Consider the following 23493-nt stretch of genomic DNA (forward strand, 5'->3'; position numbering starts at 1 on the left):
GTTAATAAGTACTCACGGGCGCGAAGCGGCATAGGCGACCCAGCTCCCGAACTCGGTGATGTCCGTGGCCCCGTCGACCGCGTCGTGGGTGCAGCTGAAGCCCACCACGGCGCGGCCGTCGGACAATTCGACGCTCGTCAGGGCCATCGGGGCGGGCAGCGCCGCGAGGAAGCTGCCCAGCCCCGCCGCGGACACCCGGAACAGTTCCCCGGAAATCGGGGAGCCCGCGCCGGGACCGCGGCGGACGAGGCCCGGCTTTGGTGGGGTGGTGTCGAGCGCGGTGAGCCGGTACGCGTCCGTGGTGGTGACGAGGCCGACGAAGCGTGCCCCGATGTCCTCGAGCTGGAAGTGCAGCGGCTGCCCGCGTAGGTGCGCGCCGAACACGGCCAGTTCCACCCCCTCCTCGACGAGGGTGGGCGCGGGCGCGCTGAGGAGCCGGGCGGCGAGGTCGACGGCCACCTGATCGGCGAACGCCGGCACCACGAACATGACTCCGAACGGGTCGCCGGCGGCGGTCGGCGCGCCCGGGACGGCGACCGCCGCCATGTCGAGCAGGTTGCAGAAGTTCGTGTACGTGCCCATCCGCCGGTTGATGCCGATCGGATCCGCTTGCACGGCAGCGATGGTCGGGTGTTCGGTGGTGGTGGGCAGCAGGAGTCCGTCGAAACCGGCCAGCAGATCCCGCGTCTGTGCCTTGACGCGGGTGAGAGTGTCGAGGTCGGCGGCGAACTCGTGGCCCGCGGGCTTGCGCGCCGACTCGACGATGGCGGTGACCACCGGATCGGCACCCGCAGGCGCCGTGTCGAGGAATTGCCCGACGGCGGTGTACCGCTCGGCGACGACGGCGCCGTCGTACAGCAACCGGGCGGCGTCAAGGAGTGGGGAGATGTCGACCGACTCGACGGCGAACCCGCGGTCCGTCAGCGACGCGACCGTGTCGGTGAACGCCGCGCGGTACTCCGGCGTCAGCAGGGCGAAGTTCGCTTCCGTGGGAATCGCGACGCGTGCGTGCGCGGGCGCGGCGAGCCGGACGTCGGAGGGCCATGCGCGGCTGCGCGGGTCCGCGGTCGCGGGCCCCGACATGATGCGGGCGGCGGTCACGGCCGTGTCGAGATCGGTGGCGAAGACGGTGACGCAGTCGTAGTCGACGCATGCGGGAACGACGCCGTCGGCGGGGATGACGCCGAGCGTCGCCTTGATCCCGACGAGACCGTTGAACGCCGCCGGCACCCGGCCGGATCCCGCTGTGTCGGTGCCGATTCCGATGTCGGCGATGCCGAGGGCGACGGCGACGGCGGAACCAGAACTGGATCCGCCCGACACACGTTCGGGGTCCCACGAGCACCGGACGGCGCCGTACGGACTGCGTGTCCCGACCAGTCCGGTCGCGAACTGGTCGAGGTTCGTCTTCCCCAGTACGACGGCGCCCTGGTCGACCAGGCGGCGCACGGAAGTCGCGGTGACGTCGGGGAGATAGGCGAACTCGGGGCACGCGGCCGACGTCGGAAGCCCGGCGACGTCGATGTTGTCCTTGACCGCCACGACCTTCCCGGCCAGGGGCAGGTGCTCGCCTGCATCGAGGCGTGCCTGCACGGCGACGGCATCGGCGTGGACGTCCTCGGCGGGCCGGAGGGTGATCCACACCTCCGGGCGGTCCACCTCGGCGATTCGCCGGAAGACGTCCTCGACCCGGGCGGTGGGGGACAGGGCGGTGTGTCCGCGGTTCACGGCATCGACAGTCATCAGTTTTCTGCTCCAATCACGACGAGAGGGGTGCCCGGTTCGACGATCGCGCCCGGTGACACGAGGACTTCGAGGACGGTGCCCGGAGACGTGAACGCGACCGGCATCTCGAGTTTCATCGCCTCGAGCACCACGGCGTTCTGGCCCGCGTCGACGCGTTGCCCGGCCTCGACCTCGACACGCCACACGCTTCCGACCATCGGCGCCTCGACGACGACGGCGCCCGGCGGGAGGTCGCCGCGCGCGGACGACTCGGGTGCGGGGGCCGGTTCGGCACGGTCGAATTCGCCCGACGCACGCCACGCCGCCTTCTCGGTGTCGAACGCCGCGGACTGTCGGGCGTCGAACGCGGCGATGGATTCGGCGTTGTCCTGCAGGAACTTCAGATGGTCGGCGAACGCGAACGTGCTCTCGGAGATCTCCGCGTCGAACCGCCCGGCCACCGCCTGCGCGCGGTACTCGAGCAACTGCTCCGGGGTGACGGGTTCCCACACGATGCGGTCGAAGAACCGGAACATCCAGGGTTTGCCCTCGTCGAACGGGCGGTGCTGCCGGTACCCCGACCAGATCGGGACGGTGCGCCCGATCAACTGGTAGCCGCCCGGCGACTCCATCCCGTAGACGCACAGGTACTTGCCGCCGATCCCGACGGCGTCGGATGGGGTCCACGTGCGGGCGGGGTTGTACTTGGTGGTGACCAGGCGGTGCCGCGGGTCGAGGGGCACGGCCAGTGGCGCGCCGAGGTAGACGTCGCCGAGTCCCAGGACCAGGTATTCGGCGTCGAACACGGCGTCCCGGACGTCGTCGATGCTGTCCAATCCGTTGATCCGCCGGATGAATTCGGTGTTCGACGGCAGCCACGGCGCCTCGTCGCGAACCCCGCTGCGGTAGCGGTCGATGGCCTCGGCGATGGACGGGTCGTCGAACGACAACGGCAACCGGACCGTGCGACTCGGAACCACCAGATCGTGCGTGGCAGGCAGCAGTTCCTCGATGTCCTGGAGGATGTCCAGCAGCCTTCCGGCCGGGAGGCGGTCGGCGTCGAAGTGCAGGTGCAGCGAACGGACGCCCGGGGTGACGTCGACGATGCCCGGGACGCGGCGCCGGACGAGCGCCTCCGACAGTGCGTGGACGCGCATGCGGAGCCCGAGGTCGAGTTCTTGGTCCCCGTATTCGACGAGGATGTTGTCGTCGCCGGCGCGCAGGTACGCGACCTCCGGTCGGTCCAGGATCGGCGCGATGCGGTGCAGCACTCCGCCGTCGCTGTGCGCCGACCGGGTCGCCGCGGGCGGAACATCCAGTCTGCGACCCGTATCCGATGCCCGCAGCGCGTGTGCACCGTGGTCGGAGATGGCGACGAACCGCACGCCGTCGCCGGGCCGGATCTGCCCGAGCTTCCACCGGTGGGCCTTGGCCACGGTGAGGGGGCACGCGAAACCGCCGAGGCTGGGGCCGTCGGGGCCGAGCAGAATCGGAGTGTCGCCGGAGACGTTGAGGGCTCCGACGCTGTACGGGTTGTCGTGCAGGTTCGACGGGTGCAGTCCGGCGTCGCCGCCGTCGGTCCTCGACCACGCCGGTTTGGGGCCGTCGAGTCGGAGTCCGGTCCGGTTCGCGTGGGTCTGGACCTTCCAGGTGGTGTCGTAGAACTGCGCCATGTCGGAATCGGTGAAATAGGCGGGCGCGGGCTGCGGTCCCTCGGTGACGGCCAGATGCCACACGTGCGTGAACTCCGGGATCGAGTCTTCCGGGACGGGATGCGGCGCGCCGAGACCCGTCGTGTTATCGAACAGCGAGTCGTCGAACAGGCCCAGCACGTCGCCCGTGGCGACGGCCTTGCCCGTGATGCCGCCGAACCCGCCGAGCGTGAATGTGGCTGCGCTGCCGTGATACAGCGGGGCGTCGATCCCGCCCCGGAACGCGACGTACGTGCGCAGGCCGGTGTCCGGCGGAGTGCCGACGTCGAGTACGGACCCGGCAGGCACTTCCACCGGGTGCCACAGGGGGATCGGCACGTCGTCGAGGGTGACCGGGGCGTCGGCGCCGCCCACGCAGATCACGGTGGCGTCCGAGAACACGAGCCGCGGCCCCTGCAGGGTGCATTCGAGCCCCGGTGCGCCGGGCGGATTGCCGACCGCCGTGTTGACCAGCTGGAACGACAGGTCGTCCATCGGCCCGGACGGGGGAATTCCGACCTCCCACAACCCGATTCGGCCGGGGTGGTCCTGCACGGTGGTCATCGTTCCCGCGCGGAGAACGTCGACGCGACGGCCGGTGGGCCGCAGATCGGCCAGCGACTGCGTGGTGTGCTCGGCGTCCAGGACGGTGTCGGCGACGCAGATCCGCCGGAGCTGGGGCAGGTTGGTCTGGATCCCGTAGATGTGGGTGTCGGCGAGCGCCTCTGCGAGGGCGGCGAACGCTGCCGTGCGCCGGTGCCCGCGGGTGATCACCTTCGCCAGCATCGGGTCGTAATAGGCGCTCACCTCGGTGCCTGTGTCGACCCACGTCTCCACCCGCGTGTGAGCCGGGAACTCCACACCCGTGAGGCGTCCGGCGCTGGGGCGGTAGTCGTGGCCGGGGTCCTCGGCGTAGATGCGGGCCTCGACGGCAGTTCCCCTGATTTCGGGTCCGGAGTCGGGCAGCCCGTCCAGCATGGAACCGTCGCCGCGGGCGAGCCTCAGCATCCACTCGACGAGATCGACGCCGGTGACCTCCTCGGTCACCGGGTGCTCGACCTGCAGTCGGGTGTTCATCTCGAGGAACGAGGCCTCACCGCGGTCCACGTCGTAGACGAACTCGACGGTTCCGGCCGACCGGTAGTTCACCGAGGACGCGAGACCACGGGACGCGCTCAGGAGTTGCTCCACCACCTCGTCGGAGAGTCCGGGTGCCGGCGCCTCCTCGACCACCTTCTGGTTGCGGCGCTGCAGCGAGCAGTCGCGGGTGCCGAGGCTGAGCGTGCGGCCGCGGCCGTCGCCGAACACCTGTACCTCGATGTGCCGGGCGCGGGCCACGAACCGTTCCAGGAACACTCCCGAGGAGGAAAAGTTGGCCTGGGCGAGGCGCTGGACGCGGTCGTAGGCGTCGCGGAGTTCCGCGGCGTCGAAGCACGCCTGCATCCCGATGCCGCCACCTCCGCCGACCGCCTTGATCATCACCGGATAGCCGATGTCGGAGGCCGCGGTCAGGGCGGCGTCGGCCGAGTCGAGGAGCCCGCTGCCCGCGACCAGCGGGACGCCCACGGCGCGAGCGGCCTCGCGTGCGGTGTGCTTGTTGCCGAAGGTGCGCAACTGTTCGGGGGTGGGACCGACGAACGCGATACCCGCGGATTCCGCCGCCGCGGCGAACGCGTCGTTCTCCGACAGGAACCCGTACCCGGGATGAATCGCACCGGCGCCCGTGGCCAAGGCGGCCTTCACGACGGCGTCGGCCCGCAGGTACGACTCGTGGGCGGGAGCCGGGCCCAGCCGGACGGCGACGTCGGCCATCTCGACGTGCGCGGCCGCGGAATCGGCGTCTGAGTACACCGCGACCGTCTTCAGACCGAGGAGGTGCGCGGTTCGCATGATGCGGCAGGCGATTTCGCCCCGGTTCGCGACGAGCAACGTGTCGAAGGAGTACTCGATCGGCGGCGTATTCATCCCTGTGGACATGGTTGTATACGCTAAGTACGAGGTGTTTCACCGAGATTTCTCGAAGTAAAGCGTGGGTTAGTAACACCTCTCACGGTGTCGAGGGCTGCACCGGGGGGACGAAGTCGAATGTGGTGCCGAGCAGCCACACCAGCAGCAGGACCACCGGCAGGTGGAACATGAACTGCAGGAACGTGAATCCCACCAGATCGCGCGCCCGGAGCCCCAGCACCGCGAGCAGCGGCAGCATGAAGAACGGGTTGATCAGGTTCGGCAGCGCCTCGGCGACGTTGTACACCTGGACCGTCCAGCCCAGGTTCATCTGGACGTCGGTGGCCGACTGCATGACGTACGGCGCCTCGACCAGCCACTTCCCGCCGCCGGACGGCACGAACAGGCCCAGTACGACGGTGTAGAGGGCGATGACGACGGTGAACGCTCCGCCGCTGCCGATGTTCGTGAAGAACTCGGCCAGGTGCTCCGAGATGGTGAGGCCGTTTCTGCCCTCTGCCTTGGTGAGGATCGCGGCCATCGCGGCGTACAGCGGAAACTGGACCAGGATGCCTGCCGTGGCCGGGACGGCCAGGGCGACGGCTTGCAGGAATTTGCGCGGCGTCCCGTGCAGCACCAGCCCCAGCATGAGGAAGACCAGCAGGTAGCCGTTGAGGCTGCTGACGACGCTGAGCAGCGGTTTGGTCGCCAGTTGGGAGATGAGCCATCCCAACGTCATCAGACCGGCGAGTATCGGCAGGATCCGGCTGTACTCGAGCCATTCCCCCGGACGCGATCGGGGCGGGACGTCCTTCGGCCGGTCGTCGAGGTCCACCTCCAGGTCCTGGGCGGTGGTGACGGCGGCGCCCCTCGGCGCCGAGAAGTGGGCGATCACCACGGTCAGCGCGATGATGACGGCGCACATCAGCAGCGACTGCCAGGTGAAGATCGTGGTTCCGAAGTCGAGGACGCCCGTGATCTGCAGCAGCGCCGGCGGCAGGGAAGCGGCGGTGGCCTGGAGTTGGGCGGCGGAGGACGACATGCCGAGCGCCCACACCGCGCCGAGGCCCATGAAGGCCGCCGCGCCCAGGGCGCGGTAGTCCACCCGCAGGTCGGTTCGGCGCGCGATGGCCCGGGCCAGCAGCCCGCCGAACACCAGACTGAGCCCCCAGTTCAGGAACGAGACCGACATGGACAGGAACGCGACGAAACTGACTGCGCTGCGTGCAGTGCCGGGCACCGTCGCCAGACGGTCGATCAGCCGGGCCACCGGCGGGGACGTCGCGACGACGTACCCGGTCAGCACCACCATCGCCATCTGCAGGGTGAACGCGGTCAGATCCCAGAACCCGTCGCCGAACGCGTCCACCACTTCCTGAGGAGACGAACCGTTGGCCAGTGCGGCCACCGCGACGACGAAGACGCCGACGAGGGCGAAGACGTAGGCGTCCGGAAACCACTTCTCCGTCCACCCGGCCAGTGACTGGGCGACCCGCGCCAGACCTTTCTCGGAACGGACGTCTTCGGTGGCGGAGGTCATGCAGCCGTTCCTCTTCTTTGCGTTCTCTGCGCGATGCGGAGCCTACGAGTAGTCGCGTTCGATCCTCAGCGTCCCGATGGTGGTGGCCAGGGCGTCGTACTGGGTCACCAGAAAACAGAACTCGATCAGCCGGCGATCGTCGAAGTACGCACCGAGCGCCGACCACGTGGCGTCATCCAGGTTGTCGGTGGTGACGAGTTGGTCGACGGCGGTGAGGATGGCGCGGCGGCGCGCGTCCCAGCCTTCCGCGTCCGGACCTTCCAGCACCTGTTCGAGCAGCGCCGGGGTGACGCCGGCCCGGCGTCCGAGGCGCACGTGGTGGTCCATCTCGTAGCCGCACTTCCGCAGGTGCGCCACCCGGAGAATGATCAGTTCGGTCTCGTGCCGGGAGATCTTTCCGCCCGGCATCAGCTTGCCGGAGTACCGCAGCCACGCGCGGAAGAGGCCCCCCGTGTGGCCCACCGTGCTGAACAGATGCGCGTCCGGGACGCCGGCGACGCGGGAGATGATGCGCCACAGCACCCAGTTGACGGGACCGAGTTCCTTCAGACGTCCCGGTGGAATGCGTGCGGTCACGCCGCCCCCTCTCCTTGTACTCGCCCCCTGGCAGGAACGGTTGCGTGCGTGCGTAGTTCGATCGACCGGGTCATCTCGGTCGCCCGAGATGCGATGCCCCGAAGTGGGAGGGCCCGGAGTGCGAGCATACGCACAGAATCCGACCCGGGTACCCGGGACGGCGCGGAAATCCGGTTCTTCCGTCCCGCGATTCCCCGTTCGAGCGCGTCGATCGCCACCGTGATCGAGGAGGTCCGGGCGAGTGCGCTGCCGCGGGGTGCAGGGACCGCTGCGCCGTCGAAACCGATCAGTGTGCGATCCGTGTCGATCTCGCCGAGCCGGGCGATGCCGACCTGGGTCCCGAGCGGCTTCAACTCCTCCCGCAGCGCCTCGCCGAGTTCCTCGGCGCCGCCTCTCGTCGCACTGTGGACACCACGCAGCGGGTCGAATGCCGTCGACGATGCGACGACCAGTGCGTACCCGTTGCGATGCCCGATGTACGGCCCCGCGGCCCGCAGCGTGTGGTACGTCCCGAGCACGTTGACCTCGATGGCGTAGCGCATCACTTCCGGATCGCCCGCGACGATGTGCGCCGGGGGCGTCACTCCCGCGTTCGCGACGACGACGTCGAGGCCGCCGAGCTGGTCGGTGAGGTAGTCGAACGAGTCCTCGACGGCACGCCGGTCGCGGATGTCGCACCGGCGCCACGGCGCCCGACCGCACGTGGTGGCCGTCTGTTCGAGGAGTTCGGGTTCGAGGCCGAGGAGCCCGACGCGGGCGCCCCGCTCGTGAAGTCGTCTGGCGAGTCCGGCGCCGATTCCCCGGGCCGAGCCGGTGATCAGGACGCGGCGTCCGACCAGATTCTCTTCGAGAGTGCGTGACATGAAGCGAGTTCCCAACCTGTGTTACCGAGCGGTAGCAAGACGCTAGCACCCGCTCGGTGCATTGGTGGGAAAAATGTCCCACCGAGTTGGACAACTGTCTCAATCACGGATCGCCCAGGCCATCCGCGCCAGGGACAGCGCCTGCTCGGCGCGCTCGATCACCACCTCCCGCGACTCGCTGATGTGCGCGAGCAGCGTGTCGTACGCGGTGTCGAGCTTGCCGTCGAGCGCGAACTCGGCCACTGCGATGTGCTCGTCGATCGTCGCGCTCATCCGGTCGGGGGTCAGATAGTCGAACATCCGGACCGGCCGCACCTTCGCGTTCACGCTGACCAGCGCGTCGGACAGCGCCCGGTTTCCGGCCGACCGCAGCAGCACCGTGTGGAACTGCTCGTCGAGCGCCACGAATCCGGCATCCGGCTCCGGGTTCTCCTTCCGCAGCGCGTACCACCGCTCGAGTTCCGGACCCAGAACGTCCGGGTCGTGCGACAGCGACTCGTCGGCACGGACCCGGGCGATTCCCTGGAGCTCGAGCGTGATGCGCAGTTCGTAGAGTCCGGCCAGTTCGTCGATGCGGGGGCGGTAGGGAAACAACCCGCCCACGTCGCGCTGGACCAGTCCGTCGGCGAGGAGCCGGGCCAGGGCCTCCCGCACCGGTGTCCGCGACACCCCGTAGGTGTCGGCGAGACGCTCCTCGCCGAGCCGCTGTCCCGGCGGGATCCGGCCGCTCATCAGATCGGTGCGCAGCGACAGGTACACGTGGTCGCTGAGGGACCCGGCCGGTTCTCGGCGTGCCATCAGATCGCCATCGCCGCGCGGACGTCGGAGACCGCGGTCCGGACGTCGGAATCGGGTGCGGCGCCGCCGTGGCCGGACGACGTGACACGCCCGGACTCGAGGACGTAGTAGCGCTCGGCGGATTCGAGCGCGAACCCGATGTGCTGTTCCACCAACAGAACTCCGAGGCCGCCGCGGCGGGTGAGTTCCATGATCGTGCGTTCGATCTCCGTCACGACGGACGGCTGGATTCCCTCTGTCGGTTCGTCGAGGATCAGCATCTTCGGTTCCGTGATCAGCGCCCGCGCGATGGCGAGTTGCTGACGCTGGCCACCGGAGAGGAGGCCGGCGCGCCGGTCGAGCAGGCCGCGCAGCGCCGGGAACAGGTCCAGCGCCTCGCCTACGAGTTCCTTGCCGCGCTTGCGGCCGTCCGCCACCACCTGCAGGTTCTCCGCGGTGGTGAGCTGACCGAACGACTGCTGGCCCTGCGGCACGTACGCCAGGCCGCGCGCCACCCGGGCGCTGGGCCGCAGCGCCGTGACGTCCTCGCCGTCGAACAGCACCCGCCCGGAATTCACCTTGATCAGTCCGACCGCGGCCCGGAGAAGCGTGGTCTTGCCTGCACCGTTGTGTCCCATCACCGCGGCGACCCCGTCCGAGGGGACGGTCAGCGACACTCCGTGGATCACCTCGGTTCGGCCGTACCCGGCCCGGACGTCGTCAAGCTCGAGCATCGCTGTCCTCCTTCGAAACGGCGGGCTGCAACTCGGGGGCGGCGCCTGCCGCGGCGGTCCCGAGGTACACCTCCTGCACACGTGGATCGGCCTGCACCTGCTCGACCGTTCCCTCGCTCAGCACCTTCCCGGCGTGCAACACGGTCACCGAGGTCGCGAACGCGCGCATGAAGTCCATGTCGTGCTCGACCACGACGACGGTCCGTTCACCGCCGATGCGGCGCAGCAGGTTTCCCGTCTCCTCGCGTTCCTCGTGGCTCATGCCGGCCACCGGTTCGTCGAGCAGCAGGACGGAGCAGTTCTGTACCAGGAGCATGCCGATCTCGAGCCACTGCTTCTGCCCGTGCGCGAGGATTCCGGCGGGGGTGTCGCGGAGCTTGCCGAGACCGGTGACGTCGAGCGCCTCCTCGATCGCGGGGAGCACCGACTTGCGGCGGCGCAGCAGGGTGAGCGCGGAGCGGCCCGCGCCCGCGGCGATGTCGAGGTTCTGGAGCACCGACAGTTCCTCGAACACACTTGCCGTCTGGAACGTGCGGCCCACGCCGAGCCGGGCGATGCGGTGCACCTTCCTGCCGATCAACTCGACGCCGGATTTCGTGACCGACCCGGTCGCCGGGACGAGCCCGGTGATGGCGTCGACCAGCGTGGTCTTGCCCGCGCCGTTGGGGCCGATCAGGAACCGCAGATCGCCCTGCATCAGGGTGAGGTCGACGCCGTCGACCGCCTTGAAGCCGTCGAAGCTGACCCGCAGGTCCCGGACCTCGAGGTACTCGCTGGACATTCCGGCGTTGCCGCCGAGCACCGGCTCCCTGGACGTGGTGGGAATCGTCATCGCGCCATCTCCATTCGCCGCGCCGCCTCGGTCTCGTCCTCCGGCCCGGGCGGTGGCTGCTGCTCGGACGCGGCCTTCCGCTTGCGCTTCAGCAGCGCGAACAGTCCCGCGACACCGGCCGGGAAGAATCCGACGACCACGATGAACAGCAGACCCTGCGCGTAAATCCAGCCGGACGGGAACGACTCCGAGAAGGCGCTCTGCGCCCACGCCACGCCGATGGCGCCGAGGACGGGGCCGAGCAGCGTGGAGCGCCCGCCGATGGCCACCCCGATCAGGAACGCGATCGACGGGACGATCCCGACGTCGGCGGGGGAGATGATGCCGACGATCGGCACGAACAGCGCACCGGCGAGGCCGGCGAAGAACGCTGCCGTCACGTAGGCGACGAGCTTGATGTTCGCCGGGTCGTACCCCAGGAAGCGCACGCGCTCCTCCTGGTCCCGGACGGCGACGAGTAGTTCGCCGTAGCGGCTGTTCATCAACTGCCGGGTGACGGCGACGACGGCCAGCAGCACGCCTGCGGCTATGAAGAACAGCATCTGCTTGTTGGCCGGATCGTTCAGGTTGAAACCGAAGAACGTGCGGAACCGGTTGAGGCCGTTGCTTCCACCGGTGCTCTGCTGACCCACCAGCAGGATGGCGAACGCGGCCGCGAGCGCCTGGCTGAGGATCGCGAAATATGCGCCCTTGACGCGGCGCTTGAACACGCCGAGACCGAGCACGAAGGCCACCGACGCGGGGATCAGAAGGATTCCCAGGATCGTCACGATCGGCGACGTGAACGGCACCCAGTAGCCCGGCAGTTCCCGGATGCCCGCGATCTGCATGAAGTCGGGCACGGGGTCGCCGCGGAGTTCGGCGTCGGCGATCTTCAGATGCATCGCCATCATGTACGCGCCCAAGCCGAAGAACACACCCTGACCGAGGGTGAGCATGCCGCCGCGGCCCCAGGCCAGGCCGATCCCGACCGCGACGATCGCGAAGCACAGGAACTTGCCGAGCAGACTCAGCCGGAAGTCGCTGAGGACGGCGGGGGCGACAACGAACAGAAGCAGCGCGGCCAGCGCGAATCCCGCCCACGCGCGGTAGCGGCCACTCGTCAGGATGCTCATACGAGACTCCTCGTCTTGACGGCGAACAGGCCCTGCGGCCGAACTTGCAGGAACACCACGATGACCACGAACACGATGACCTTGGCGATCGACGCCGTGGTCGAGTACTCGACGAACGAATTGAGAATGCCGAGCGCGAACGCGGCGATCACCGCGCCCTTCATCTGACCCAGGCCCCCGACCACGACCACCAGGAACGCGTCGATCAGGTAACTCTGGCCGATCGTTGGGCTCGTCGAGCCGATCAGGGTCAGCGCCACACCCGCGACGCCCGCCAGCCCGGAACCGATGAAGAACGTCGTCACATCGGTTCGGCGACTGGAGATCCCGCTCGTCTCCGCGAGATCGCGGTTCTGCACGACGGCGCGGATGCGGCGTCCCATCGACGACTTCTGCATCGCCAGCGACAACGCGACGACGGCCACCACGGCGAGCACCAGGATGAACAGCCGCGTCTTCGGGACCACCGCGCCCAGGATCTCCACCCCACCGGACAGCCAGTCCGGTGCGGCGACGTTGACGGCGGGCGCCCCGAAGACGTCGCGGGCCAGTTGCTGCAGGATCAGTCCCACACCGAACGTCACCAGCAACGTGTCCAGCGGCCGGTGGTACATCCGCTTCACGAGCGTCACCTCGAGGAGGACGCCCATTGCACCACCGACCACGAAGCCGACGAGCAGAGAGACGAACAGAGAACCGGTGGCGCTCGACACCACCTGCTGCACCACGTAGGCCGTGTACGAGCCGGCCATGATGAATTCGCCGTGGGCCATGTTGATGACGCCCATCTGGCCGAACGTCAACGACAGCCCCAACGCTGCGAGCAACAGGATCGATCCGATACTCAACCCGGTGAACAGCTGTCCGATCACTACATCCATCGATGTATGTCCTCTCTCTTCCCTCGTGCTCGTCGGACCGTGTTCTAGCTACCCAGCGCCTCGGCCCACGGGTAGGACTTCAGGTACGGGTCCGGCTGAATCGGGGTGCCCGAATCCCAGACCGTGTAGATCAGGCCGTCGCCTCGGATCTCACCGATCCGCGCGGTCTTGGTGATGTGGTGGTTGGACCCGTCGATGGTGACCGGACCCTCCGGTGCGGCGAACGTGACGCCGTCCGCGTTGTCCTGGATGTCTTTGGTGGCGAACGAGTTCGCCTTCTCGACGGTGTTCTTCCACAGGTACACGGACGTGTACGCGGCTTCCATCGGGTCGGACGTCGGCTTGTTCGCGCCGTACCGGGCCTTGTATGCGTCGACGAACTTCTTGTTCTCCGGCGTGTCGATGGTCTGGTAGTAGTTCCATGCGGTCAGCTGACCCTCGACGTTCTGGACGCCGATGCCGCCGACCTCCTCTTCGGCGATCGACACCGACACGACGGGCATGTCGGCGGGCTTCAGGCCGACGTTCGCGTACTCGCGGAAGAAGGCGACGTTCGAATCGCCGTTCAAGGTGTTGAACACGGCGTCCGCGTCGGCGGAGCGGACCTTGTTGACGATGGTCGAGAAGTCGGTGGAGCCGAGCGGCGTGTAATCCTCACCCTTGATCTCGATGCCGTTGGCCTCCGCGTAGGCCTTGATGATGCGGTTGGCCGTCTGCGGGAACACGTAGTCGCTGCCCACCAGGTACAGCGACTTGACGCCCTTCTCCTTCAGGTAGTCGAGGGCGGGCACGATCTGCTGGTTGGTGGTGGCACCGGTGTAGAAGATGTTCTTCGAATCCTCGAGCCCCTCGTACTGCACGGGGTAGTAGAGCAGGGAGTTGTTGTCCTCGAAGACCGGCAGCATCGCCTTGCGGCTCGACGACGTCCAGCCGCCGAACACGGCCGCGACGCAGTCGCTGCTGATGAGCTTCTCGGCCTTCTCCGCGAACACGGTGGGCTCGGAGGCGCCGTCCTCGGCCACGATCTGGATCTTCTTGCCGAGCACGCCGCCCGAGTTGTTGATCTCGTCGACCGCGAGTGCGATCGAGTCCCGGACGGTCACCTCACTGATGGCCATGGTGCCGGACAACGAGTTCAGCGACCCGACCTTGATCGTGTCCCCGGACGTGTCCACACAGGACGCCGCGGTGGACTCGCCGGCCGTGTCGGACGCCTTGCTGCCGCAACCGGTCAGCACGAGCCCGATGGCGGCGAGCGCGGTCGGTGCAGCGAGGGCGCGCTTGGAGAAGGTGCGCATGTACGGGCCTTTCCGTCGGAGGACTTGGTGGACCTCCGCAACCCGGGACATGTATCCGCCCCACGTATACAGAGGTGTATTCGTGGGGCGAACATTAAGCGGCCGTTGTTGCGCCTGAATGTCTGTCGGTGACGTGTTCGTGACGCGAATTACGGTTGCGTGAACAACCGCTCACAGTGCCCCGGTGTGGCCGGGAACCGGTGTGCGCTAACGAATCAGGTACGGGGAGACCGAACTCTGGTGCTCGCTGATGTCGAGTTGCTTGCCGAGGGGCGGGAACGCGCGCTGCGGGCAGTTGACCCTCTCGCACACCCGGCAGCCGGCGCCGATGGGGGTGCCCGGGTTGGAATCGTCGAGGTCCAGACCGTCGCCGTACACGAGCCGGTGCGCGTGCCGGATCTCGCAGCCCAGCCCGATCGCGAAGATCTTGGCGGGCTGACCGTAGCGCTGGGCGCGACGTTCGACGGTGCGGGCGATCCACAGGTACCGGCGGCCGTCCGGCATCTGCGCGATCTGGTTCATGATCTTGCCGGGGTATGCGAACGTCTCGTACACGTTCCACAGCGGGCACGTGCCGCCGCTGGTGGAGAAATGGAACCCGGTGGCGGACTGCCGCTTCGACATGTTGCCCGCCCGGTCGACGCGCACGAACATGAACGGGACACCGCGCAGCTTCGGGCGCTGCAGCGTGGAGAGGCGGTGGCAGATCGTTTCGTAGCTCACCGAGTAGAACGCCGACAAGCGCTCGATGTCGTACCGGAAGTCCTCGGCCACGTCGTGGAACTGGCCGTAGGGGAGGACCGTCGCCGCGGCGAAGTAGTTGGCCAGCCCGAGCCGGGCGAGTGCGACGGACTCGTCGCTCGTGAAGCCGCCCTCCGCCACCAGCTTGTCGAGCAGGTCGCCGTATTCGAGGAACGCCAGCTCGGTCGCGAACTTGAACACCTGCTGCCCACCCGACAGATGCGGCGAGATCTCCAGCAGCCGCGACTCGGGGTCGTACCGGTGCAGGACGTTCTCGCCGAGGTCGATGCGCTTGACGATCTGCACGTCGTGCACGGTCTGCAACCGGCGGGCGATCTCACCGCCGACGTCGCCGCGGTGGAACCGCATCCGCGCCGTCAGCTCCTCCGCCGCCGTGTCGAGTTCGTGCAGATAGTTCTGCCGCTGATAGAAGTAGTCGCGGACCTCCTCGTGCGGCATCGTGATCGCGCCGCTGCCGCTGCCGTCGCTGTACCGGTCCTCCGTCGCGAGAGCCAGCTGGGCCGTCGTGTTGCGGAAGCGGCGGTGCATGTTGACCATCGCCTTCGCCAGGCCCGGATGCGACGCGACCATCTCCGCGATCTCCTGGGCGTCCGCGTCGATGCCCATCTCCTGGTCCAGCGCGACCTCGCGCATCTCCGCGATCAGGCGCGTGTCGTCCTGGGAGGAGAAGAACGTGGTGTCGACGCCGAAGACCTCACTGATCCGCAGCAGCACCGGCACCGTCAGCGGCCGGACGTCGTGCTCGATCTGATTGAGGTAGCTGGCCGAGATCTCCAGCGTCTTCGCCAGCGCCGCCTGGCTCAGACCACGCTCGGTTCGGAGCTGACGCAACCGGGTACCGACGAAGGTCTTGGACATACGGCAATGGTACCGGTGCAGGTCAGGTGTGCGAACGGAACCTTTGCAAGATTTACTCGCGAGGGTCCGGCGATCAGCCCTTGTTCTCCGAGCGCGGGGCGCCGATGCCCGGGTCGATCCGGAACGGGCCCGACGTGGACGGTGCGACGGGGAAGTCGAACATCGCCGTCGGCAGGTAGACGGTCGAGCAGGAGTTCGGGATGTCCACGACCCCCGACAGCCTGCCCTCGATCGGTGCGGCCCCGAGCAGGAGATACGCCTGCTCGGGGCTGTACCCGAACTTGGTGAGGTAGTCGATCGCGTGGAGACACGCACGCTGATAGGACAGGTGCGAGTCGAGGTACTTCTGTTCCCCGTCCAGGGTGACGGACGTCCCGGAGAACGCGAGCCACTCGGAATACTGTGGATCCGTGTTGCCGGGCATGAAGATCGCGTTCTCGGACACGCCGTACGTGTCCATCCCGCCGGGAATGATGTCGACGCGCAGGTCGATGAAGCCGCCCATCTCGATGGCGCCGCAGAACGTGATCTCGCCGTCTCCCTGCGAGAAGTGCAGATCGCCGACCGACAGGTTCGCGCCGTCGACGAACACTGGGTAGAAGACGCGGCTGCCCTTGGTGAGGTTCTTGATGTCCTGGTTCCCACCGTTCTCCCGCGGGGGAGCGGTGCGGGCGGCCTCGCCGGCGACGCGGTCGAAGTCGGCGCCCGGCAGAGACCCGAGGACGGCGTCCTGCGGTTCGGGCGGCAGGGCGAGTGGGGGAACCCGGCCCGGGTCGGTGGCGATGAGCGCACCCTCCCGCGCGTTCCACTTCGAGAGCAGGGCGGCCGACGGCGCGGTGCCCATCAGCCCGGGGTGCACGATGCCGGTGAACGAGACGTGCGGGACGTGCCGCGACGTGGCGGTCTGACCGGAGAAGTCCCACACGGCCTTATAGGCGTCGGGGAACTGCTCGGTGAGGAATCCGCCGCCGTTGTGGCGGGAGAAGATGCCCGTGTACCCCCAGCCCTGGCCTGCCAGCGGGCCGGAATCCTCCTGGGGGATGGGTCCGACGTCGAGGATGTCGACGATCAGCAGGTCGCCGGGCTTCGCGCCCTCCACGGCGAAAGGTCCGGACAGGGTGTGCACGGTGGTGAGCGGTGCGTTGAGGATGTCGTCGGCGGAGTCGTCGTTGTGGATGGCGCCGTCGAACCATTCGCGGCAGTGCACTCGGAAGGAGTCGCCCGGTTTCACCGTGACCGCGGCCGGGATGTCGGGGTGCCAGCGGTTGTGGCCGACGATCGCCTGGTCGGTGAACTTCTTCGAGGAATCGAGCGGAAACAACAGTTCGGGCATGTGCGCTCCTTCTGTGGCCGGTCAGGGACGAGGAAGTCGGCGGTGCAGCGGGTTGTTCGTGACGGGTGAACGCCCGGTTGCGGCCCGCGGCGGCGGCCCGGCGACGACGGCCGGTTCGTGAGCCGACCTCTTCGTTGCGTCGAGGAGTTGCATCGCGGACGACGATCCGTGTCCGAGGCGCGGGGAGGACACGAGCCGGGCGGCGTCGCCTTCGCATCCCGGGCAGGTGATGGATCGAGGCACGTCGGCCATGGGGAACGACCGCTCGAACGGGCCGCAGTCGGCGGCGCATCGGAATTCGTACAGCGGCATCGTGGTGCCCTTCGCCCGGAGGAGACCATTCGAGGTCACGGTAGCCGACCGGATCCGTGATTGCAGTCACATCCGATGCGCCGGGGCCCCTGCGCAGGTGGTGAACTGCACGGTCCGGCGGGAGCAACTATCTGTGTACGACGGGTTGCGTGCATTCGGTTCACCACCTGCGAATATTTGCTACTGGCGAGTATTTTTCCTCCCCGATCGGGCAGGTTTGCCGCTGAACTTTCTTAACAGTCTTTGCAAAGTGCTGTGAAAAGCTAGCCAAGATTGGCAGTAGCAACAGGTAGACGGCACTTTTTGCTTATGTCATTCTCGGTGAGTACATACGAAGGGCCTGGCAAGGATGTGAAGCAGTACATCCGTACCGGACCAGAAGTCGAAGAGAGTGGAGTCTTGATGTCGACCACCGGCACCCCGAAGACCGCAGCTGAAATCCAGCAGGATTGGGACACCAACCCGCGCTGGAAGGGAGTAACCCGCAACTACACGGCGGAGCAGGTCACCAAGCTCCAGGGCACAGTTGTCGAAGAGGCGACCCTCGCACGCCGTGGATCCGAGATCCTCTGGGACCTCGTGAACAACGAGGACTACATCAACTCGCTGGGCGCGCTGACCGGTAACCAGGCCGTGCAGCAGGTCCGTGCAGGCCTCAAGGCCATCTACCTGTCCGGCTGGCAGGTCGCCGGTGACGCGAACCTGTCCGGACACACCTACCCCGACCAGAGCCTCTACCCGGCCAACTCGGTCCCGCAGGTCGTGCGCCGCATCAACAATGCGCTGCTGCGCGCCGACGAGATCGCCAAGGTCGAGGGCGACACGTCCGTCGACAACTGGCTCGCCCCGATCGTTGCCGACGGTGAAGCCGGCTTCGGTGGCGCGCTCAACGTCTACGAGCTGCAGAAGGCCATGATCGCGGCCGGTGTCGCCGGTTCGCACTGGGAGGACCAGCTCGCGTCGGAGAAGAAGTGCGGCCACCTCGGTGGCAAGGTGCTCATCCCCACGCAGCAGCACATCCGCACCCTGACCTCGGCTCGCCTCGCGGCCGACGTCGCGGACGTCCCCACCGTGGTCATCGCCCGCACCGATGCCGAGGCCGCGACCCTCATCACCTCCGACGTGGACGAGCGTGACCGCCCGTTCCTCGACGGCACCCGCACCGCCGAGGGCTTCTACGGCATCAAGAACGGCATCGAGCCCTGCATCGCGCGTGCCAAGGCCTACGCCCCGTACTCCGACCTCATCTGGATGGAGACCGGCGTGCCGGACCTCGAGGTCGCGAAGAAGTTCGCCGAGTCCGTGCGCAGCGAGTTCCCCGACCAGCTGCTCGCCTACAACTGCTCGCCGTCCTTCAACTGGAAGGCGCACCTGGACGACTCGACCATCGCGAAGTTCCAGAAGGAGCTCGGCGCGATGGGCTTCAAGTTCCAGTTCATCACCCTGGCCGGCTTCCACTCGCTCAATTACGGCATGTTCGACCTGGCGCACGGCTACGCCCGCGAGGGCATGACCGCCTTCGTCGACCTGCAGGAGCGCGAGTTCAAGGCTGCCGAAGAGCGTGGCTTCACCGCCATCAAGCACCAGCGTGAGGTCGGCGCCGGCTACTTCGACAGCATCGCCACCACGGTCGACCCCAACACGTCGACCGCTGCGCTGAAGGGCTCCACCGAAGAGGGTCAGTTCCACTGAGCCTTGTTGTCCGAGGCTTCGACCGATCATGGTTTCACCTGATCAACCCGAACCCGGGGAGGGGCCTGTGACAGGGCCCCTCCCCGGGCGACGACTCCACTAGACGAAAAGGAGCTGACGTGACCAGCGAAAAGATTCAGCGCGTCGGCGTGATCGGCGCCGGGATCATGGGTGCCGGAATCGCAGAGGTGTGCGCTCGCGCACACGTCGACGTTCTGGTGTTCGAGCAGACCCGTGAGCTTGCGGCCGCGGGGCGCTCGCGCATCCTGCGTTCGCTCGATCGCGGTGTGAGCAGCGGCAAGATCACCGAGCGGGAACGTGAGCAGGCCGCCTGGCGGCTGCGGTTCACCTCCGATCTCGGTGATTTCGCGGATCGGCAGCTCGTCGTGGAGGCCGTCGTCGAGGACGAGAAGGTGAAGAGCGAGATCTTCGCCGAACTGGACCAGGTCGTGACAGATCCGAACGCCGTGCTGGCGTCCAACACGTCGTCGATCCCGATCATGAAGCTGGGCATCGCCACGACGGCCCCGGAGCGGGTCATCGGGATGCACTTCTTCAACCCCGTTCCCGTGCTTCCCCTCGTCGAGCTGGTGACCACGCTCAAGACGAGCAAGTCGGTGGCCGAGCGGGCCGAGGCCTTCGCGAGCGACGTGCTGGGCAAGCAGGTCGTCCGGTCCGCGGACCGTTCCGGATTCGTCGTCAACGCCCTCCTGGTGCCGTACCTGCTGTCCGCGATCCGGATGGTCGAGTCCGGGTTCGCCACCAAGGAAGACATCGACAAGGCAACGGTTCTCGGCCTCGCACACCCGATGGGTCCGCTCGCGCTGACCGACCTGGTGGGCCTGGACACGGTGAAGTCCATCGCCGACTCCATGTACGAAGAGTTCAAGGAGCCCCTCTACTCGGCTCCGCCGCTGCTGCTCCGCATGGTCGAGGCCGGGCTGGTCGGCAAGAAGTCCGGCGCGGGCTTCTACGAGTACGGCGACAACGGCCGTGCGAGCAAGAAGGCCAGCTAGTAGTCAGGTAGGCGACTACGCCTGTGCGCCTTTCACGACCTCCGGCGGTTGTGAGAGGCGCACAGGTGCATCGAGCCCAGAGGCATTCTCAGCCACCGGACTGAGCCCAGAAAGGTCGACCGCATGTCCAGCACCGCAGCATACGGATCCAGCATCCTGGGGTATCCCCGCATCGGACCTCGCCGCGAACTCAAGCGTGCCCTCGAGTCCTACTGGCACGGCGCGGGAACGAAGGAAGAACTCGTCGCCGTCGCCCGGGATCTCCAGGAGGAGACGTGGAGTGAGCTCGCCGCGACCGGTCTGACCCAGGTCCCGGGCAACACGTTCTCCTACTACGACCACGTACTCGACAACGCGCTGCTGTTCGGTGCGGTCCCCGAGCGGTTCGCGTCGCTCGAGAACCAGCTCGATCCGCTGGACTTCTATTTCACGCTGGCACGGGGCAGGCCGGACTTCCCGCCGCTCGAGCTGGTGCGGTTCTTCGGCACCAACTACCACTACCGCCAGCCCGAATTGGACGAGAACACCGAGTTCTCGCTGCGGTCCGAGATCCTGCTTGACGAGTTCGAGCGGGCGAAGGCACGCGGGATCGAACTGCGTCCCGTCGTGTTGGGACCTGTGTCGCTGCTCCTGCTGTCGAAGGTCGGTCCGACGTCGAAGCGGCACGGCTTCTCGACCCTCGACCTGCTGGACAAGCTGCTGCCGGAATACGAGCTGCTGTTCGAGCAGCTGGCGAAGGTCGGCGCCACGTGTATCCAGCTGGACGAGCCGTCGTTCACCGAGGACCGCACGCCGGAAGAGCTGGCGGCGCTGGCCCGGGTGTACGAGAAGTTGTCGCACGCGCCGCTGCGTCCCCGCATCCTCGTCACCGGCCCTTACGGGCATCTCGGGGAGGCTCTCGCGATCCTCGCCTCCACCAAGGTCGAGGCGCTCGGACTCGACCTCGTCAGCCACCGGCTCAGTGCCGACGAGCTGGCGAGGATCCCGGGGATGAAGCGCAAGCGCATCTACGCCGGTGTGGTCGACGGCCGGAACGTGTGGCGCGTCGACCGGTACAACACGCTGACGTACCTGAACACCCTGAAGGACGTCGTGCCCGATCTTGTGGTCTCGACGTCGACGTCGTTGCTGCACGTGCCGTACGACGTGTTGTCCGAGTACGACATCCCGGGTGACGTCGCGGACCGGCTCGCGTTCGCGAAGCAGAAGGTCGGTGAGGTGGTCTCGCTGGCCAAGGCGCTGACGGAGGGCCCGTCCGACAAGTGGCGCAAGCGTCCCACGTCGGTGCACTTCAAGCTCAAGCACGCGGTGCGCGCACGGGTCAACGCCATCAAGCCGGACGACCGCATCCGGGCTCCGTACGAGGAGCGGCGCGTCGCGCAGCAGGAGCGACTGAACCTGCCGCTGGTTCCGGCGACGACGCTGGGTTCGTTCCCGCAGACGAACGAGATCCGGAGGGCCCGGTACGAGCTGGGGCAGGGGCGCCTGGAGTGGGACGAGTACTACACGCGGATCCAGGCGGAGATCGAAAGCACGATCCGGTTGCAGGAGGACATCGGTCTCGACGTCCTCGTGCACGGTGAGCACGAGCGCAACGACATGGTGCAGTACTTCGCGGAGCTTCTCGAGGGGTATGCCTTCACCCACAACGGCTGGGTGCAGGCTTACGGCTCGCGGTGTACACGTCCCCCGATCCTCTACGGGGACGTGTCGCGGCCGAAGCCGATGACCGTCGAGTGGATCGCGTACGCGCAATCGCTGACGGACAAGCCGGTCAAGGGCATACTGACGGGCCCGGTGACGATGATCGCGCGGTCGTTCGTCCGCCAGGATCAGCCGCTGTACGAGACTGCCGACCAGTTGGCGCTGGTGATCCGTGACGAGATCGCCGACCTGGAGGCCGCGGGTATCGCGATCATCCAGGTCGACGAGCCGGCCATCCGTGAACTGCTGCCGTTGCGCGAGAACGGCCGCGAGGCGTATCTCGAGTGGGCGGTCGACGCGTTCCGTCTCGCGACGGGTGCGGCGAAGCCGGAGACGCAGATCCACACGCACCTCACGTACACGAGCCGGGCGTCGGTGGTCGACGCCATCGAGCGGCTCGACGCGGACGTGACGGCGATCGTGGCGACGCGTTCCATCACGTGGGTGCTCGATGCCATCAAGGAGCGGGCGCTGACCCACGGGGTCGGTCCGGGTGTGTACGAGAGCCGGTCGGCCCGGATTCCGGACATCGACGAGTTGGACGAACTGCTCACGGAGGCGAGCGAGTCGGTTTCGCTGGAACGGTTGTGGGCCAACCCGGACGGTGGCCTGAAGACCCGCCACTACTGGCAGCTCGAGCCTTCGCTGCGCAACCTGGTGGCGGCCGCGAGGCGTCTGCGCCGACGGTCCGAGAAGGAAGAATCCGAGGACTGATTCCTCAGGTCTGTTCGGGGTCACCGCGGAAGCGGTGGCCCCGAACGTGCGTTCGGTCGCGCAAACATGTAGGCATGTAAGCATGGTTACCGCAGCCGCATACGCAGTCACGTCCGCCGACAGCCGATTCGAGAAGACCACCGTGCAGCGCCGCGAACTCGGACCGCTCGACGTGCTCATCGAGATCAAGTTCGCCGGCATCTGCCACTCCGACATTCACACCGCCCGCAACGAATGGGGCGGCACCCACTACCCGGTCGTGCCCGGTCACGAGATCGCGGGCGTGGTGAGCGCGGTCGGCTCCGACGTCACGAAGCATCGGGTCGGCGACCGCGTCGGGGTGGGCTGCTTCGTCGACTCCTGCGGCGAATGCGACGCCTGCCGGGCCGACGAGGAGCAGTACTGCTTCAACCGGGCGACCGGGACGTACAACGCCACGGGGCGGGACGGCGAGCGGACGCAGGGCGGCTACTCGACGCACATCGTCGTGACGGAACGATTCGTCCTGTCCATCCCGGACGGCCTCGAACTGGACGTCGCGGCGCCGCTGCTCTGCGCGGGCATCACGCTGTACTCACCGCTCGCCCACTGGGGCGCCGGCCCGGGCAAGAAGGTCGCCGTCATCGGGATGGGCGGTCTCGGACACGTCGGCGTGAAGATCGCGCATGCGATGGGCGCCGAGGTCACCGTGCTCAGCCAGTCGCTCGGCAAGAAGGACGACGGCCTGAAATTCGGCGCCGACCACTACTACGCCACCTCGGATCCGAGCACGTTCACCCAGTTGCGCGGACAGTTCGACCTCATCGTCAACACCGTCTCGGTGAATCTCGATATCGACGCGTACATGTCCACGCTCGCGATCAACGGCACCCTCGTCGAACTGGGGTTGCCGGAGAAGCCGATCGAGGTGCGCGCGTTCAGCCTCACGGCGAACCGTCGCAGCCTGGCCGGTTCGATGGTGGGCGGCATCGCTCAAACGCAGGAGATGCTGAACTTCTGCGCCGAACACGGAATCGGCGCAGAGATCGAGGTGATCTCGGCGGACCAGATCGACGCCGCCTACGACCGCGTCGTCGGCAGCGACGTGCGGTACCGATTCGTGATCGACACGGCAACGATCTGA

General features: G+C 67.5%; 18 protein-coding genes. 4 read left to right on the forward strand and 14 right to left on the reverse strand.

Annotated elements, in window-relative coordinates:
- Window positions 1-12: 12 nt before the first annotated feature.
- From atzF to MLGJGCBP_RS13255, 14 genes are all read right to left on the reverse strand, one after another.
- The gene (atzF, locus tag MLGJGCBP_RS13190) at window positions 13-1743 is read right to left on the reverse strand and encodes an allophanate hydrolase (RefSeq protein WP_160096115.1); all 1731 of its coding nucleotides are present in this window, start codon (window positions 1741-1743) and stop codon (window positions 13-15) included.
- Window positions 1743-5393, reverse strand: coding sequence for an urea carboxylase (uca, locus tag MLGJGCBP_RS13195; protein ID WP_160096117.1), 3651 nt, complete (start codon window positions 5391-5393; stop codon window positions 1743-1745). Before uca ends, atzF begins: the two co-directional genes overlap by 1 nt.
- A 70-nt stretch (window positions 5394-5463) precedes the next feature.
- On the reverse strand, window positions 5464-6903 hold the full coding sequence (locus MLGJGCBP_RS13200) for a short-chain fatty acid transporter (RefSeq protein WP_160096119.1): 1440 nt from the start codon (window positions 6901-6903) through the stop codon (window positions 5464-5466).
- Window positions 6904-6945: 42 nt separating this feature from the next.
- On the reverse strand, window positions 6946-7479 hold the full coding sequence (locus MLGJGCBP_RS13205) for a carboxymuconolactone decarboxylase family protein (RefSeq protein WP_087559298.1): 534 nt from the start codon (window positions 7477-7479) through the stop codon (window positions 6946-6948).
- Window positions 7476-8342, reverse strand: a complete 867-nt coding sequence (locus MLGJGCBP_RS13210) for an SDR family NAD(P)-dependent oxidoreductase (RefSeq protein ID WP_160096121.1) — start codon at window positions 8340-8342, stop codon at window positions 7476-7478. The genes MLGJGCBP_RS13205 and MLGJGCBP_RS13210 overlap by 4 nt, the downstream gene beginning before the upstream one ends.
- 99 nt (window positions 8343-8441) lie before the next feature.
- Window positions 8442-9140: a GntR family transcriptional regulator gene (locus MLGJGCBP_RS13215; protein WP_087559296.1), complete on the reverse strand. Its 699-nt coding sequence runs from the start codon at window positions 9138-9140 to the stop codon at window positions 8442-8444.
- The gene (urtE, locus tag MLGJGCBP_RS13220; protein WP_087559295.1) at window positions 9140-9853 is read right to left on the reverse strand and encodes an urea ABC transporter ATP-binding subunit UrtE; all 714 of its coding nucleotides are present in this window, start codon (window positions 9851-9853) and stop codon (window positions 9140-9142) included. Before urtE ends, MLGJGCBP_RS13215 begins: the two co-directional genes overlap by 1 nt.
- Entirely contained in the window at window positions 9840-10685 is an 846-nt protein-coding gene (gene urtD / locus MLGJGCBP_RS13225) for an urea ABC transporter ATP-binding protein UrtD (protein WP_160096123.1), read from the reverse strand. The genes urtE and urtD overlap by 14 nt, the downstream gene beginning before the upstream one ends.
- A complete protein-coding gene (urtC, locus tag MLGJGCBP_RS13230; protein ID WP_160096125.1) occupies window positions 10682-11800 on the reverse strand; it encodes an urea ABC transporter permease subunit UrtC in 1119 nt (372 codons plus the stop codon). Before urtC ends, urtD begins: the two co-directional genes overlap by 4 nt.
- Window positions 11797-12681 (reverse strand): urea ABC transporter permease subunit UrtB, encoded by an 885-nt coding sequence (gene urtB / locus MLGJGCBP_RS13235; protein ID WP_087559292.1) that lies wholly within the window; start codon window positions 12679-12681, stop codon window positions 11797-11799. The genes urtC and urtB overlap by 4 nt, the downstream gene beginning before the upstream one ends.
- A 44-nt stretch (window positions 12682-12725) precedes the next feature.
- A complete protein-coding gene (gene urtA, locus MLGJGCBP_RS13240; protein WP_087559291.1) occupies window positions 12726-13979 on the reverse strand; it encodes an urea ABC transporter substrate-binding protein in 1254 nt (417 codons plus the stop codon).
- A gap of 207 nt (window positions 13980-14186) precedes the next feature.
- A complete protein-coding gene (gene ramB, locus MLGJGCBP_RS13245) occupies window positions 14187-15599 on the reverse strand; it encodes an acetate metabolism transcriptional regulator RamB (protein WP_012689049.1) in 1413 nt (470 codons plus the stop codon).
- Between the two features lie 73 nt (window positions 15600-15672).
- Complete coding sequence (gene fmdA, locus MLGJGCBP_RS13250; protein ID WP_160096127.1) at window positions 15673-16932, reverse strand: formamidase; 1260 nt, start codon at window positions 16930-16932, stop codon at window positions 15673-15675.
- A gap of 21 nt (window positions 16933-16953) precedes the next feature.
- On the reverse strand, window positions 16954-17283 hold the full coding sequence (locus MLGJGCBP_RS13255; protein ID WP_328799486.1) for a zinc ribbon domain-containing protein: 330 nt from the start codon (window positions 17281-17283) through the stop codon (window positions 16954-16956).
- Between the two features lie 363 nt (window positions 17284-17646).
- Here MLGJGCBP_RS13255 and aceA point away from each other — a divergent pair, with 363 nt between their 5' ends.
- The 4 genes from aceA to MLGJGCBP_RS13275 all read left to right on the forward strand — a co-directional run bounded on the left by aceA (window position 17647) and on the right by MLGJGCBP_RS13275 (window position 23493).
- Window positions 17647-18936, forward strand: coding sequence for an isocitrate lyase (aceA, locus tag MLGJGCBP_RS13260; protein ID WP_160096129.1), 1290 nt, complete (start codon window positions 17647-17649; stop codon window positions 18934-18936).
- A gap of 119 nt (window positions 18937-19055) precedes the next feature.
- Window positions 19056-19952, forward strand: a complete 897-nt coding sequence (locus MLGJGCBP_RS13265; RefSeq protein ID WP_087559288.1) for a 3-hydroxybutyryl-CoA dehydrogenase — start codon at window positions 19056-19058, stop codon at window positions 19950-19952.
- Between the two features lie 123 nt (window positions 19953-20075).
- Window positions 20076-22370: a 5-methyltetrahydropteroyltriglutamate--homocysteine S-methyltransferase gene (gene metE, locus MLGJGCBP_RS13270; RefSeq protein WP_160096131.1), complete on the forward strand. Its 2295-nt coding sequence runs from the start codon at window positions 20076-20078 to the stop codon at window positions 22368-22370.
- Between the two features lie 82 nt (window positions 22371-22452).
- The gene (locus MLGJGCBP_RS13275) at window positions 22453-23493 is read left to right on the forward strand and encodes an NAD(P)-dependent alcohol dehydrogenase (protein ID WP_160096133.1); all 1041 of its coding nucleotides are present in this window, start codon (window positions 22453-22455) and stop codon (window positions 23491-23493) included.

Origin of the sequence: Rhodococcus sp. T7 (assembly GCF_009872365.1) — a bacterium.
Classification (GTDB): Bacteria; Actinomycetota; Actinomycetes; order Mycobacteriales; family Mycobacteriaceae; genus Rhodococcus_F.